Annotated in this window: 14 protein-coding genes; 8 read left to right on the top strand and 6 right to left on the bottom strand. The window is 71.3% G+C overall.

What is annotated here, in order from left to right; translation table 11 throughout:
* Nucleotides 1-62: 62 nt before the first annotated feature.
* Nucleotides 63-509: an Lrp/AsnC family transcriptional regulator gene (locus ACQPZW_RS33995; RefSeq protein ID WP_433790107.1), complete on the top strand. Its 447-nt coding sequence runs from the start codon at nucleotides 63-65 to the stop codon at nucleotides 507-509.
* Nucleotides 510-908: 399 nt separating this feature from the next.
* On the opposite strand, the gene ACQPZW_RS33990 is transcribed toward ACQPZW_RS33995, so the two are convergent.
* Together ACQPZW_RS33990 and ACQPZW_RS33985 are read right to left on the bottom strand one after the other, a co-directional pair.
* Nucleotides 909-1871, bottom strand: coding sequence for a LacI family DNA-binding transcriptional regulator (locus ACQPZW_RS33990; protein ID WP_433790106.1), 963 nt, complete (start codon nucleotides 1869-1871; stop codon nucleotides 909-911).
* A 326-nt stretch (nucleotides 1872-2197) separates the two neighbouring features.
* The gene (locus ACQPZW_RS33985) at nucleotides 2198-4036 is read right to left on the bottom strand and encodes a dienelactone hydrolase family protein (RefSeq protein WP_433790105.1); all 1839 of its coding nucleotides are present in this window, start codon (nucleotides 4034-4036) and stop codon (nucleotides 2198-2200) included.
* Nucleotides 4037-4158: 122 nt separating this feature from the next.
* On the opposite strand from ACQPZW_RS33985, the gene ACQPZW_RS33980 reads away from it, so the two are divergent.
* Both ACQPZW_RS33980 and ACQPZW_RS33975 read left to right on the top strand, forming a co-directional pair.
* A complete protein-coding gene (locus tag ACQPZW_RS33980) occupies nucleotides 4159-4941 on the top strand; it encodes a hypothetical protein (protein ID WP_433790104.1) in 783 nt (260 codons plus the stop codon).
* A 42-nt stretch (nucleotides 4942-4983) separates the two neighbouring features.
* On the top strand, nucleotides 4984-5340 hold the full coding sequence (locus ACQPZW_RS33975) for a nitroreductase/quinone reductase family protein (protein WP_433790103.1): 357 nt from the start codon (nucleotides 4984-4986) through the stop codon (nucleotides 5338-5340).
* A gap of 79 nt (nucleotides 5341-5419) precedes the next feature.
* Here ACQPZW_RS33975 and ACQPZW_RS33970 read toward each other — a convergent pair whose 3' ends face one another.
* The gene (locus ACQPZW_RS33970) at nucleotides 5420-5833 is read right to left on the bottom strand and encodes a TrmH family RNA methyltransferase (protein ID WP_433790102.1); all 414 of its coding nucleotides are present in this window, start codon (nucleotides 5831-5833) and stop codon (nucleotides 5420-5422) included.
* 318 nt (nucleotides 5834-6151) lie between these two features.
* Here ACQPZW_RS33970 and ACQPZW_RS33965 point away from each other — a divergent pair, with 318 nt between their 5' ends.
* Nucleotides 6152-6595, top strand: coding sequence for a GNAT family N-acetyltransferase (locus tag ACQPZW_RS33965; protein WP_433790101.1), 444 nt, complete (start codon nucleotides 6152-6154; stop codon nucleotides 6593-6595).
* Here ACQPZW_RS33965 and ACQPZW_RS33960 read toward each other — a convergent pair whose 3' ends face one another.
* A complete protein-coding gene (locus tag ACQPZW_RS33960) occupies nucleotides 6596-6889 on the bottom strand; it encodes a hypothetical protein (RefSeq protein ID WP_433790100.1) in 294 nt (97 codons plus the stop codon).
* Nucleotides 6890-6951: 62 nt separating this feature from the next.
* On the opposite strand from ACQPZW_RS33960, the gene ACQPZW_RS33955 reads away from it, so the two are divergent.
* The 3 genes from ACQPZW_RS33955 to ACQPZW_RS33945 all read left to right on the top strand — a co-directional run bounded on the left by ACQPZW_RS33955 (nucleotide 6952) and on the right by ACQPZW_RS33945 (nucleotide 8422).
* Nucleotides 6952-7074 carry an ATP-binding protein gene (locus tag ACQPZW_RS33955; protein WP_433797691.1) on the top strand — a complete coding sequence of 41 codons (123 nt, stop codon included), beginning with the start codon at nucleotides 6952-6954 and terminating at the stop codon, nucleotides 7072-7074.
* Nucleotides 7075-7107: 33 nt separating this feature from the next.
* Nucleotides 7108-8025, top strand: coding sequence for a MerR family transcriptional regulator (locus ACQPZW_RS33950; protein WP_433790099.1), 918 nt, complete (start codon nucleotides 7108-7110; stop codon nucleotides 8023-8025).
* Nucleotides 8026-8098: 73 nt separating this feature from the next.
* Complete coding sequence (locus ACQPZW_RS33945) at nucleotides 8099-8422, top strand: hypothetical protein (RefSeq protein ID WP_433790098.1); 324 nt, start codon at nucleotides 8099-8101, stop codon at nucleotides 8420-8422.
* 15 nt (nucleotides 8423-8437) lie between these two features.
* Here ACQPZW_RS33945 and ACQPZW_RS33940 read toward each other — a convergent pair whose 3' ends face one another.
* On the bottom strand, nucleotides 8438-9205 hold the full coding sequence (locus ACQPZW_RS33940) for an NPP1 family protein (protein WP_433790097.1): 768 nt from the start codon (nucleotides 9203-9205) through the stop codon (nucleotides 8438-8440).
* 122 nt (nucleotides 9206-9327) lie between these two features.
* Complete coding sequence (locus ACQPZW_RS33935) at nucleotides 9328-10536, bottom strand: chitosanase (protein ID WP_433790096.1); 1209 nt, start codon at nucleotides 10534-10536, stop codon at nucleotides 9328-9330.
* A 165-nt stretch (nucleotides 10537-10701) separates the two neighbouring features.
* Between ACQPZW_RS33935 and ACQPZW_RS33930 the strand changes: the two genes are divergently transcribed.
* A complete protein-coding gene (locus ACQPZW_RS33930; RefSeq protein ID WP_433790095.1) occupies nucleotides 10702-11877 on the top strand; it encodes an ROK family transcriptional regulator in 1176 nt (391 codons plus the stop codon).
* Nucleotides 11878-11905 lie beyond the last annotated feature (28 nt).

Genomic DNA, 11905 nt, shown 5'->3' with positions numbered 1-11905 from the left:
AAAGAGGGCCGATCGTCTTTTCACGACCGGTCGTCAGCCCGGCCGGGAAGACAGGTGGCCACATGCTCGACGACACCGATCGGCGCATCCTCGCCGAGCTCAGGCGAGACGGGCGGATGTCGATGCGCACGCTCGCCGAGACACTGCACATCTCGCGCGCCAACGCGTACGCCCGGGTCGCCCGCCTGCAACAGGACGGGGTGATCCGCGGCTTCCACGCCGACGTCGACCCGGTCGCAGCCGGGCTCACCACCGCCGCCTACGTGACGCTCAACCTGCAGCAGGCCAACTGGCGCGAGGTCCTCGGCCGGTTGCGCGCCCTGCCGGGTGTCGTGCACATCGGCCTGGTCGGCGGCGACTTCGACGTGATCCTGCTGGTCCGGGTCGCCGACAACACCGAGCTGCGGCACCTCGTGCTCGACGAGATCCAGGGCATGGCGGGGGTGGTCAGCACCCGGACCCTCCTGCTCTTCGAGGAGTCCACCCCCGCGTCCGGCCACCGGGCCTGATCGCGCCCGCCGCGCCTGCCGGTCCTTTCCGCGCCTGACCGCGCCCGCCGGGCCTGACCGCGCCTGCCGCGCCCGCCGGGCCTGATCGCGCCTGCCGCGCCCGCCGAGCCCGCCGCGCCCGCCGGGCCTGACCGCGCCCGCCGGACCCGACGGCGCCCGCCGGGCCACCGGGCCTTTCCGCGCCGGCCGGGCCTGACCGAGCCTGTCGCGCGCCGTCCGGTGACCGGTGCGGTCAGCAGCCCGTGGAGGCTCCTATGACGGACCGTGCGGCGCGGTGAGGTGATCGGGTGCGGTGCGGTGCGGCCGGGTGACGGGGTGCGGTGCGGTCGGGTGGCCGGGTGCGGCGCGGTGGGGGCGCGGTGCGGTGCGGCGCGGTGAGGTGGCCGGGTGCGGCCTGTCTCAGCTGGAACCGCGGACGGTCAGGCTGGTGGGCAGACGGGCAGGCGGCGGCAGGGACGGATCGAGCAGGTGGTGGACCGCGGCCGTCGCCTCGTCCTCGACCGGCATGTACACCGAAGAGAGGTCGGCGGCCTCGGCCAGGGTGCTGCCGTCGAAACCGACCACCGCGACGTCGTCGGCCAGCCGGCGGCCGGACTCGCGGAGCGCCTGCAGCACACCCATCGCGGTCACGTCGCAGGAGGCGAACACCGCGTCGAGACGTGGCTCGCGGGCCAGCAGCTCCCTGGCCGCGGCGTAACCGCGGGCCCGGGTGAAATCGCCGTCGGCGGCGGTCACCGGGCGGGCGGCGCCGGCCATCACCCGCAGGAAACCGGCCCGGCGCTCGTCGGCGCACGGGGTCGGCGGGCCGAACACCGCGCCGATCCGCTCACGCCCGCTCGTCACCAGATGGGCGGCGGCCTGATAGCCACCGCCGTCGTTGTCCGGGGCGACGAACATGACACCCGGCGCGGAACGGCCCAGGGCGACCGTGCGCCCCCGGCGGGCGTAGGCGGCCCCCGCCGCGCCCGGCACGTTGATCAGCAACCGCCCGAACGGCGGGTCGGCGTCATCGGCGGGCAGAGTGGCGACCCGGCGGACCTCCAGGGTGATGTCCCGGTCGCCGAGAGCACGCATCGCGCCGGTCAGCACCCGGCTGTAGAACGGCTTGGCGCTCATCGCGGCCGGATCCGGATCGACGATCAGGACCTCGATGCGCTCCCGGCGGCCCGCGCTGGCCCGGCCGGTCGCCAGCGCCCGCGCCACCGCGTGCGGCTCGAAGCCGAGCTCGGCGGCGACCGCGCGGACCCGGTCGCGTACGGTGTCGGACACGCCGTAGGCGCCGTTCATCGCCCGTGACGCGGCCGCCCGGGACACTCCGGCGACCCGGGCCACGTCGGCGAGCGTGGGCCGTTGATCCATCATGGGACGACGATAGCGCTGAATGGTTTCAGCGTGCCCGGCGAGCGCGGTCGACGAGCACGTCGGTGAGCACGGCCGGTGACTGCTGCCGGTGAGCGCTGCTGGCAAGCGTGGCCGGTGAGCGCTGCCGGCGAGTGCTGCTGGCAAGCGTGGCCGGCAAGCGTGGCCGGTGAGTGCTGCTGGCGAGTGCTGCTGGCAAGCGTGGCCAATGAGTGCTGCTGGCGAGTGCTGCCGGTGAGCGCTGCTGGTGAGCGCGGCCCGCGAGTGCTGCCGGTGAGCGCGGCCGTTACACGACCGGCCGGCGTGGCCCGCCGGCTTGATCGGTGCGCTCAGCCGACCAGGGGCAGCGTCACCGCCAGCGGCCAGGTCACGACGAGGGAGCCGGCCAGGGCGATCGCCCAGGTGGGCGCCGCGAAACGGTGCAGGAGGGCACTCCACAGCGCCTGCCAGAGCAGGAGGCCGATCAGCGGGAACAGGACCAGGACCACGAAGCCGTGGGTCAGACCGGACATCGCCGCGACGGCCAGGACGGCCACGAAGACCGCCGCGATCGCCAGGACGGCCACGGGATCGCCGTCGGTGACGCGTTCGGTCGCGTAGGCGAGCAGGGCGAACGCGGCCCAGATGATCGACAGCAACCACCAGCGGTCACCGACGGGCAGGGCGTGGGTCATACCCAGATGCACGGGTACGGCGATCGCGATCGCCGCATAAGCCGGGACCAGCAGGTAGCGCAGACGGAGGCCGGTCTTCGCCGATGCGCCATCGCTGGAACCCTCCGAACCGGGCCCACCCTTCGTGGCCGGGAGGTGGCCGCCCGAACCGGCCGCGGCAGGCCCGCCGTGGTGTGCCGGTCGGTGGTCGTCCGACGGTCCTGGGGAGTGGTCGCCGGTCTGTGCCGGTCGGTGGTCGTCCGACGGTCCCAGGGAGAGCCCGGCGGTCTGTGCCGGTTGACGGTCGTCCGACGGGCCTGGGGACCGGTCGGCGCTCTGTGCCGGTCGGCGGTCGCCGGCGGTTGCCGCTGCGGGGCCACTGGATCGGGGTGGGTGGTGGGCTCCGGCCTGTTCCACGGTGCGGTCCTCGTGCTTCAGGTGTTCCCGGGTGCGCCGGGTTGCGTACAGCAGAAGCAATGCCCCGGTGACGGCCGCGTAGGCGGCGACATAACCGCCTATCGCGAGGGGCAGGATCGTGGTGGGCAGGAGCCGGGCGGTCAGCGCTCCGACCACCGCCGCCCCCGTGGCGATCGCCGCGATCATGAGGCGGGGAGCCGGCCGTCGTGGGGTGGCGCGCCGCTCGCCGAGCCGGGCGGCCAACGGGTGGAGGCCGAGCAGAAGGGCCAGCCCCAGCAGGGCGGCGCCGGCCAGGCGACGGCCGGGAAAGGGGATCCCGTCGTCGGCGCGCCGGTCGGACAGGGTGGTCCCGTCGTCGGCGCGCGGGCTGGGCGGGGTGGTCCCGTCTTCGGCGCGCGGGGCGTCGAAGGCCTGGTCGAGCCAGTCGACGGTGGCGCGGTGGGTGGCCGGCGCGTACAGCACGGAGATGTGCTCGACGCCGGGGACGACACGGACCGCCCGGTCGTCGCGCTGGGCGGCGACGGTGGTGGCGGCCGACCGGAAGCCGGGGAACTCCAGGGCACCGACCACGGTGAGCAGGCGGGCGGGCCGCTCGGCGGAGGCGGCGACGGCGCTGGGCAGGGAGATCGCCACGGTGGCGGTCACGTCGGGGTGGGCCGCCGCATATCTGGTCACGGCGCCCGCGCCCATCGAGTGCCCGACCAGCGCGATCCGGGACGGGTCGACGTCCGGCCGGGACCGTAGATGGGCCACCGCCGTGGCGAGGTCGTCCGCCAGGGCGTCGGTGGACCTCTCGGTTCCGGCGGTCTGGTCCGGCAGGGGGCTCGTGTTCGCCCCGTGGCCGGCGAAGTCGACCAGGACGACAACGTAGCCACGGGCGGCCAGGGTGTCACCGAACGGCGCCATCAGCCTCGCCGACCCGGAGAAACCGTGCGCGACCACCACACCGGGCCGGCGGCCGCTCACCGACGGGTGCACCACGTCGAGTGGCCTCCCGGCCGAGGTGACGTGCTCGTGGCGCAGGCCCCGGTCGGCTCCTGCGATCAGCCAGGCGCCGCCGGCCACGAGAGCCAGCAGGAGCAGCATCGTGCGTTTCAAGAAACCCCCTCCGCGGCGGATCCTATCGTCATCGGTCACTGCGGGGTGAATCGCCGGTTCCGGAGATCCCGGCCATTTCCGCCCGAGAATGGGGATGCCGAGTCGTGCGGTAGATTCCTGCCGTGACCGCGAGCAGCGCCATCGACAATCCGGATTCCACCTTCACCGCATTACTGGTGGGTGCGGCAAGGCTTCCGGGAGTGCGGATCGAAAGAAACGCATATCTCCGGACGGCTCTGAAGAAACACTGTTCCGAGGGTGAGATCAGCCGCGCGATCGAGCAGAGCCCGGCCGCGGCGGGAATTCCTCTGGAGGTCCTCGACAAGGCGGCCAACGAGTCCATCAACTACGAGGCTGCCAAAGCCAGTGCGCTGTCCGCCGCCGCCGGGATCCCGGGCCTGCTCTTCCTGCCGGCGACGATCCCGGCCGACGTGGCCCAGTATTTCGGTCACATGCTGCGTATCGCGCAGAAACTCGCCTACCTCTACAGTTGGCCGGATCTGTTCGACAACGACAGTGACGACGTCGACGATGCGACCAAGAGCGTGCTCACTCTTTTCGTCGGTGTCATGGTCGGCACCCAATCGGCGAACGCCGCCGTGGGAAAGGTCGCGGGCATGCTCTCCGAACAGGCCGTCAAGAAGCTGCCGCAGCAGGCCCTCACCAAGGGTGTCATCTATCCGGCGGTGAAGAAGGTGGCCGGCTATCTCGGCGTCCACATGACGAAACAGACGTTCGCGCGGTCGGTTTCCAAAGCAATCCCGATCATCGGGGCGGTCATCTCCGGTGGATTCACCCTTGCGACCTATCTGCCGATGGCCAAAAGGCTGAAGAAACACCTCGCCGGTTTGGAGCTGTCGCAGCCGGGGGCTCGTGTGGTCGACGGCGACATCGTCGAGCAGTGATCGTCTTGACCTGAAGTGGGGTTCAGGTCGCAGCATGGGCGCATGACGGTTTCCGACGAGGTGCGGCAGGCGCTGGAGCGGCAGCGGACCGTGGAGATCACCACGGTCGGCCGGCGCAGCGCCCGGCCGCGGCGTATCGAGACATGGCGCTATCTGGCTGCCGGCCGCTTCTGGCTGACCGGCAGCCCCGGCGCGCGGGACTGGTATGCCAACGTGGTCGCGCACCCCGGCTTCACCCTGCATCTGAAAGATCGCGATCTCGCGGTACGGGGACGCCCGGTGACCGATCCGGACGAGCGGGCCCGCGTGTTCGGCGAGATAGTGCCGGCACTGGACTGGGGCGGCAGCCTGGAGAGCTGGATCGCCGGAAGCCCCCTGGTGGAGATCGAGTTCGGCTGACCCGCCGGTGGCCGGCTCGCGGCGGCCCGCCCCTGACGGGCCGCCTCCCGATGGGCCGCCCGGCCGATGGCGGGCCGGCTCACAGCAGGCCGGCGAGCCGGTAGAGCACCAGTGACCCGGCGACCGCGACGTTGAGGCTCGAGCCGGTGCCGGTCATCGGGATCTCCACCGCCCCATCGAGCAGGTCCAGCGCCTCCGGTGGAATGCCCGTGGCCTCGTGTCCGAGAACCATCACCGTGCGGCGCCGGGCGGGCGGCAGGTCGGCGAGCCGTACCGCCTCGTCGGCCAACTCCACGCCGAGGACCGCCGCGCCCGTCCGGCGCTCCTCGGCGAGCCATGTCAGCGGATTGCCGACGCGGTGCACGCAAGACGGCTGCCGCAGTGTGTTGCCGCGGGCGAGGGCTTCGTCCACCCAGCCGAACGGCGGCACCGCGAGGCACGCGCCGACGGCGTCACAGGTACGCAGGAGCGTGCCCAGATTGGCGCCGTGCATCGGCCACAGGGGGGCTGCGACGAGATGGCCCCAGCATCGGTGCCGTCGAGGTCGCCGGGCCGACCGGATCTCCTGTGGGGTCCGGACCCGGATCGCGGGCTTCACCGTGGGGGAGCTGCGGCGCTCCAGCACTCGAGAGTCATGTGGAAACGTGCTTCGCGGCGCACGCGGGCCATCGACGAGCGACATGCTTCCGGTGCAGGATATATCGCTGCAGCTCACCGAGGTCAAGCCGGATCGGGGAAGTAGCCGCGCGGCAGCGGCGCCGTCCCGCAGCCGGTACCGCGGTGGTGGCGGACGGGTGACAACATGCCCGGCATGGGTCTGGAGCTTCGGCCGATTCGGCGACAGGACGCGGCAGAGCTGGCCGGGTTGCTCGGCCAGCTGGGGTATCCGGCGACCGAGGCGGAGGTGAGCGAGCGGCTCGGGCGGTGGCTGGACGACCCGTCGAGCCGGCTCACCGGGGCGGACGACGACGGCGTCCTGGCCGGTGTGGCGGCGCTCCACGTCATGCCGATGCTGGAGGTCGACGGCCGGCTGGGTCGCCTGCTGGCTCTGGTCGTCGACGAGCGGTACCGCAGCCGTGGGCTGGGGCAGACGCTGGTCACGGCGGTCGAGGAGCAGGCCCGCGCGGCCGGCTGCGTGAGGATGGAGGTCACCAGCAGCCGGCACCGGACGCGGACCCACGAGTTCTATCGGCTCCTCGGCTACGAGGACGTCTGCGCGTCCTCGGCCCGGTTCGTCAAGAGCCTGGCCGGCTAGCTAGCCCTTGCGGCCGTCGAAGGCCTCGGCCTGGCAGGCGAGCTCGACGCTCTCGTTCGGCGGCAGGGCGTCGTCACCGAACCAGGTGGGGCCGGGAGCCCATTCGCCGTCCTTCTTGACGGCAAGCTGTTTCGCGGCCGGCCGGCCGATCAGCGCGGCCCGGTCGATCTCGGGGGCGAGCGGGATCGGATCGAGGACGCCGGTCACGGTGAACCAGCGGGCGCCGATCCACAGCTGAGGGTCGCCGGACGGGTCCTCGATGCCGAGGCGCCCGGCGGCTTCCGCGCCGAGCACGACCGCGGGGAACCGTTCGGTGGCGGCGTCGAACCAGCGCCACCGTCGGCAGCGGCCTCGGGCTGTCCATCGCCCGCAAACTGGCCCGGGCCCACGGCGGCGACGTCACCGTGGTCAGTGCTCCGGGCGAGGGCAGCACCTTCACCGTACGGCTACCGGCCCCGGATTCGCCTCGGGTGGCTTGACCCTCCCGTGGCTGGAACGTCGAGGATGCGTTCATGGACGACGAACCCGAACTGATCACCATCGGTCAGCTTGCACGCCGTACCGGGCTCTCGGTACGCACCCTGCGGTTCTGGTCGGACGAGGGGGCGGTTCCGACGGCGGGCCGGTCGGCGGGCGGCTACCGGCTCTACGACGCTGCGGGTGTGGCCCGGGTCGAGCTGGTTCGCACGCTGCGGGAGCTCGGGCTCCCGCTCGGCGAGGTGTGCCGGGTGCTGGACGGGTCGGCCACGGTGGCGGAGGTCGCCGCGGCTCATGTGGCGGCGCTCGATGCGCAGATCCGTTCCCTCAAGGTCAGCCGGGCGGTTCTGTCCACCGTGTCACAGCGTGGTTCCACCGTGGAGGAGACAGCTTTCATGAACCGGTTGGCGCGGCTCTCGGCCGCCGAACGCGTGCAGATCATCGACGATTTCAAGGCGGAGGTGTTCGGGAGTCTGGACATCGGGACGGAGCTGCGGGAAAGGGTTCGTGAATTGCGCATCGAACTGCCCGACGACCCGTCGCCGGATCAGGTGGACGCCTGGGTGGAACTGGCGGAGTTGGTGCAGGATCCGGATTTCCGCGCGGGAATGCGGGTCTTCCTGGCATCGAACACCCCGGTGCCGGGCGGGCCGGTGCCGCCGGGGGCGCGCATCTGGTGGGCCAGGCAGGTCGTCTCGCTCGTGGCGAAAGCCCGTGAGGACGGCGTCGACCCGGGCGATCCGGCCGCGGAGCAGCTGATCGCCGACATGTTCGGCGACGCCGACCGGGCTGTCGTGCTGCGATCCCTGGAGGCCGGAATCGAGGCGGGCGCGGAGCGATATCGCCTTCTCGTCGCCAGGGTTCGCGGGCAGCGCAGCTCACCGGACGCCACCGCGGAGCTCCACTGGTTGGCGGCGGCCCTCCGGCTCAGCGCGTCGGATTATGCTCGGTGAATGGCACGGGGCCGACGACAGGCGGTACCCGCAAGGAGGAACCGGTATTGGCAGGGGTCTCTACGGTGATCGCGTGTACCCATACCCGCCCCGTGAGCCGGAGCCCTCGTTCTTCGAGCAGGAGATCGCCGGCGTCCCCCTTTACGTCCATCTCATCGCCGTGGCCCTGACGTGCGGGATCTATCTGGTCTTCCTGCCTTTCGTGCTGCTCTTCAGCGCGATCGGGGACCGGATCGACCGGGCCGTCGACCGGGTCGTGGACCCGATCCTGAAGAAGCTGCTCGACGTGGCGCTGGCGATCGTGGTCGTGCCGGCCTACCTCGTCTTTCGGCTCGGAAAGTGGACCTACCGGCGCTACGCCGGGCGGGGCTCCGCAGACGCGGGCCCGCCCGGCTGAGAACGGCTGCGGGCGTCAGGCGTACGGGTCGAAGGGGATGCCAGCCGGTTTGGCCGCGTTCAGCAGGTACTCGAACGAGCCGTCCTTGATCTTGATGGTGGCCGAGCCGAAGTCGGCGGCCATCAGACGGTTCCGCAGGTCGAGGCTGGGCCAGCCGTTCCAGTCGACGAGCGGCGGGTAGCGCCAGTTGTGGTAGTGGTTCTCCGGCGGCTCGTCGTTGCTGTTGGCCAGCCGGAAGAAGTGGGTGGACAGGCCGTCCTTGTGGTAGACGACCTTCGGGTGGCTGCCGTCGAAACGGACCTGCGAGCGGGGGTACGTCTTCTGCGAGCTGTGCTGGGTGGTGCTGACGTATTCGACCTGGTTGCTCGCCTGGCTGACCCAGGAGACGACGTGTTCCCAGTCGTGCCGGTGGCCGCCGAGCCCGCTGCCGGCCACAGCCTGGTCCTTCTCGAAGTAGCCGGCGTAGACGATCGCGCACCAGCCGTTGTTGCACTTCGACCGGGCGTACGTCTGCGAGTTGTCGAGATCGGACTGGTCGCGGCAGCTGCCGTTGACCGCGCCGGTGGTCTTCAGTCCGGGTGCGATCGTGCCGTCCGGTCCGATGGCGGCGGTGGCGTAGCAGCCGTCGCCGTCGTAGTCGAACGCGGGCGAGAACGACTGCTCGTACCCGCCGGCGTTCTGGGGGAGGTTGTGGGGCGGGTCGGCGAGGGCGGGTGCGGCGGTGGCCGTGAGGAGGAGCACGGTGAAGCCGGATGCGGCTCCGATCCGGGCGAGGCGACGCATAGGGGACCCTTCGTGTTGTCGCGATGGGAAGGGATGTTCGCTGTTGCGACCGGCGGCGGTCAATGGTCTGTGGTTCCGGAACACGCCGGGGCCCCCGAGGGGATCGGGGCCCCGGCGCGGGCTCATCCGATGTGGAACGGGTCGCCGTAGACCTTGAAGTCCAGCGGCGTGTTGAGGTCGAAGTTGCCGTTGTTCAGGAAGACCCGCTGGGCGGTGTCGATCCGGGTGACGTCGTCGTGGGCCGCCTCCTTCTTCATCTCGACGACCCGCTCGTCCAGGAAGGCGTTGAGCCAGGTGCGCTCGTCACCGCCCTGCGTGGGCGGCTTGGCCTTCCTCAGGGCCCGGGTACGGATGGACCGCATGCCCTCGTAGCCGTGCACCACCGACGCGTCGTAGTAGGCGAACTGCCCGAGTGCCCGTACCCCGTCGGATTTGCCGTCGCGGACCGACGGGTTGAAGTAGACCCGGTCCCGCTCGGACTCCTGGGCGGCCTGGAACACCGGATCGGCCGCCGCGCTCTTCCAGTCCCTGGTGAAGTTGGGGTCGAGGCCGGCGTGTGACGAGGTGCCGTTGACGCTGCGCAGCGCCGGAAGGTATTTGGCCAGCACGTTCGACGGCTTGGTGGCGGTGTACGCCTCGACCAGCTCCAGCATGTCGCCGGTGCCCGAGCAGAACCCGATGATGCCGGCGGTGTAGCCGCGGCCGTCGTTGATGTCCTCGATGTAGGAGAACTGGGCTCGCCAGTTCAGCGAGGAGTTCTCCGCCGCCGAGACGATCTGCATGGCGACGTCCTTCTTCGCCGGATCGTCGAGGTTCTTACCGGTGGACGGCGGCTGGCTGGTGGGCGGGGTCGAGCCGCCGGGCAGGGTCCACTTCTGGTTCGCCGTGGCGGCGCACGTCCAGATCTGCAGCCGGGTGCCGTTGGTGCTGGTGTTGCCGGTGACGTCGAGGCACTTGCCCGACCCGGTGTTGACCAGGGTGCCGTTGCCGGCGGTCCACTTCTGGGCGCCGGTGGCGTTGCAGTCGTACAGCTGGATCTTGGCGCCGTCGGCGGTCGAGGCCGCCGTGACGTCCAGGCATTTGCCGAGCGCCCGGATGGTGTTGTCGGTGTTGCCGACCGTCCACTGCTGGGCGGCGCTGCTGTTGCAGTCGTAGAGCTGAACGGCGGTGCCGTTGGCGGACGCCGCGCCGGCGACGTCGATGCACTTGCCGCCCAGTCCCTTGATCGGGCCCGCGGTGGCGGCGCTGGCCGGAAGCAGCCCGACGATCACGGCTGTTCCGGCGATGACCAGGCCTGATGCTGCGTAGGCGATTGTCCTGACGCGAATCATGGCGCTCCTGAGAGAGGGGGAATGATGGGGGTGGCGCGCGCGTTGGAGTCGGACTCTACGACTGTTAAGTAGCTTTATCAATGTTTGCTGAGAGGCTTGACGCGGGCGGCTCGTTGGCACAGGATGAGCCAACTGTTAAACACTTTGCCTATTAACGGAGGTCCGATGGCGCGGTTGGCCGGCTCGTCCAAACTGCTGCGCGCCATGAACGAGAGCGCCGCACTCGAGCTGCTCCTGGAGCCCGGCAACCTCACCCGGGCCGACCTCCGCAAACTCACCGCGCTCTCCACGCCGACGATCTCCGAGGTGCTGCGCCGGCTGACCGAGGCCGGGCTGGTCGACGTCGTCGGGCACGCCAGCGGCCGGCCGGGACCGAACGCCGAGGTCTATGCGGCCAACCCGGACGCGGCCTACGCGGTCGCCGTCTCGGTACGGGACGTCGGCACCAGCGGCACCCCGTCGGTCGGGGCCGCGCTCTGCGACCTGACCGGTGCGGTCCGGGCCCGGTTCGAGTCGCGCGTCGACTTCCTCGGCGCCGACCCGGTGACCGTCGTGGCCGGCGTGGTCGACCGGTTGCGCGAGCAGGCCGGCGTCGAGGCGGAGCGGATCCGGCACGTGCAGCTCGGCGTGCCCGGCTCCTACGACCCGCGTACCGAATCGATCCGCCTGGTCGACGTCCCCGGCTTCGACCGGCCCGGCCTGCGGTCCGCGATCGCCGCGGCGCTCGGTGCGCAGGTCGGCGTGGACAACGACGTCAACCTGGCCGCCGTCGCCGAACGCCGGCGCGGTGCCGGCCAGGACGCGGAGAACTTCGCGTTGCTCTGGATCGGCCAGGACGGCCTCGGTCTGGCCATCGACATCAACGGCACACTGCTGCGCGGCACCCGTGGGGGCGCGGGCGAGATCGGTTACGTGCCGCTCTACTCACCCGACTCCCCGCACCGCAAGCTCGACCTGCAGGATCTCTTCGGCGGCGCCGCGATCATGGAGCTGGCCCGGGACAACGGCGTCGCCGGGGACACTCCGGCGGCCGTGGTCACCAGCGCCGCCGCGACCGGCGCCGAGGACTTCATCGACACCCTGGCCGACCGCATCGTCGTCGGCCTGGCCGCGGTGACCGCGATCCTCGACCCCTACCTCGTGGTGCTCGCCGGCCCGATCGCCCAGGCCGGCGGCGACACCCTGCTCGCCGCGGTGAACACCGCGTTCCGGCGGGCCGCCCCGCTGGAGAGCTCGTTCGCCGTCACCACCATCGAAGACGACGCGGTGCTGGTCGGCGCACTCGACGCCGGTCTCGCCGCGGTCCGGCAAGCCTTGATCACCGCCATTCGCGACAGCTAGAGACAGCTGAAAGGCCTGAATAGTGAAC

The organism is Actinoplanes sp. CA-252034, assembly GCF_050956125.1.
GTDB lineage: Bacteria > Actinomycetota > Actinomycetes > Mycobacteriales > Micromonosporaceae > Actinoplanes.
The sequence above is the reverse complement of the archived record's forward strand: the minus strand, read 5'-3'. Positions and strand labels throughout refer to the sequence as shown.

What these genes read in the sequence shown, in the direction of transcription:
- ACQPZW_RS33940 (WP_433790097.1), bottom strand. Translation starts at nt 9,205, where the DNA reads ATGCGTCGCCTCGCCCGGATCGGAGCCGCATCCGGCTTCACCGTGCTC.
- ACQPZW_RS33970 (WP_433790102.1), bottom strand. Translation starts at nt 5,833, where the DNA reads ATGCACGGCGCCAATCTGGGCACGCTCCTGCGTACCTGTGACGCCGTC.
- ACQPZW_RS33965 (WP_433790101.1), top strand. Translation starts at nt 6,152, where the DNA reads ATGGGTCTGGAGCTTCGGCCGATTCGGCGACAGGACGCGGCAGAGCTG.
- ACQPZW_RS33990 (WP_433790106.1), bottom strand. Translation starts at nt 1,871, where the DNA reads ATGATGGATCAACGGCCCACGCTCGCCGACGTGGCCCGGGTCGCCGGA.
- ACQPZW_RS33950 (WP_433790099.1), top strand. Translation starts at nt 7,108, where the DNA reads ATGGACGACGAACCCGAACTGATCACCATCGGTCAGCTTGCACGCCGT.
- ACQPZW_RS33975 (WP_433790103.1), top strand. Translation starts at nt 4,984, where the DNA reads ATGACGGTTTCCGACGAGGTGCGGCAGGCGCTGGAGCGGCAGCGGACC.
- ACQPZW_RS33930 (WP_433790095.1), top strand. Translation starts at nt 10,702, where the DNA reads ATGGCGCGGTTGGCCGGCTCGTCCAAACTGCTGCGCGCCATGAACGAG.
- ACQPZW_RS33995 (WP_433790107.1), top strand. Translation starts at nt 63, where the DNA reads ATGCTCGACGACACCGATCGGCGCATCCTCGCCGAGCTCAGGCGAGAC.
- ACQPZW_RS33935 (WP_433790096.1), bottom strand. Translation starts at nt 10,536, where the DNA reads ATGATTCGCGTCAGGACAATCGCCTACGCAGCATCAGGCCTGGTCATC.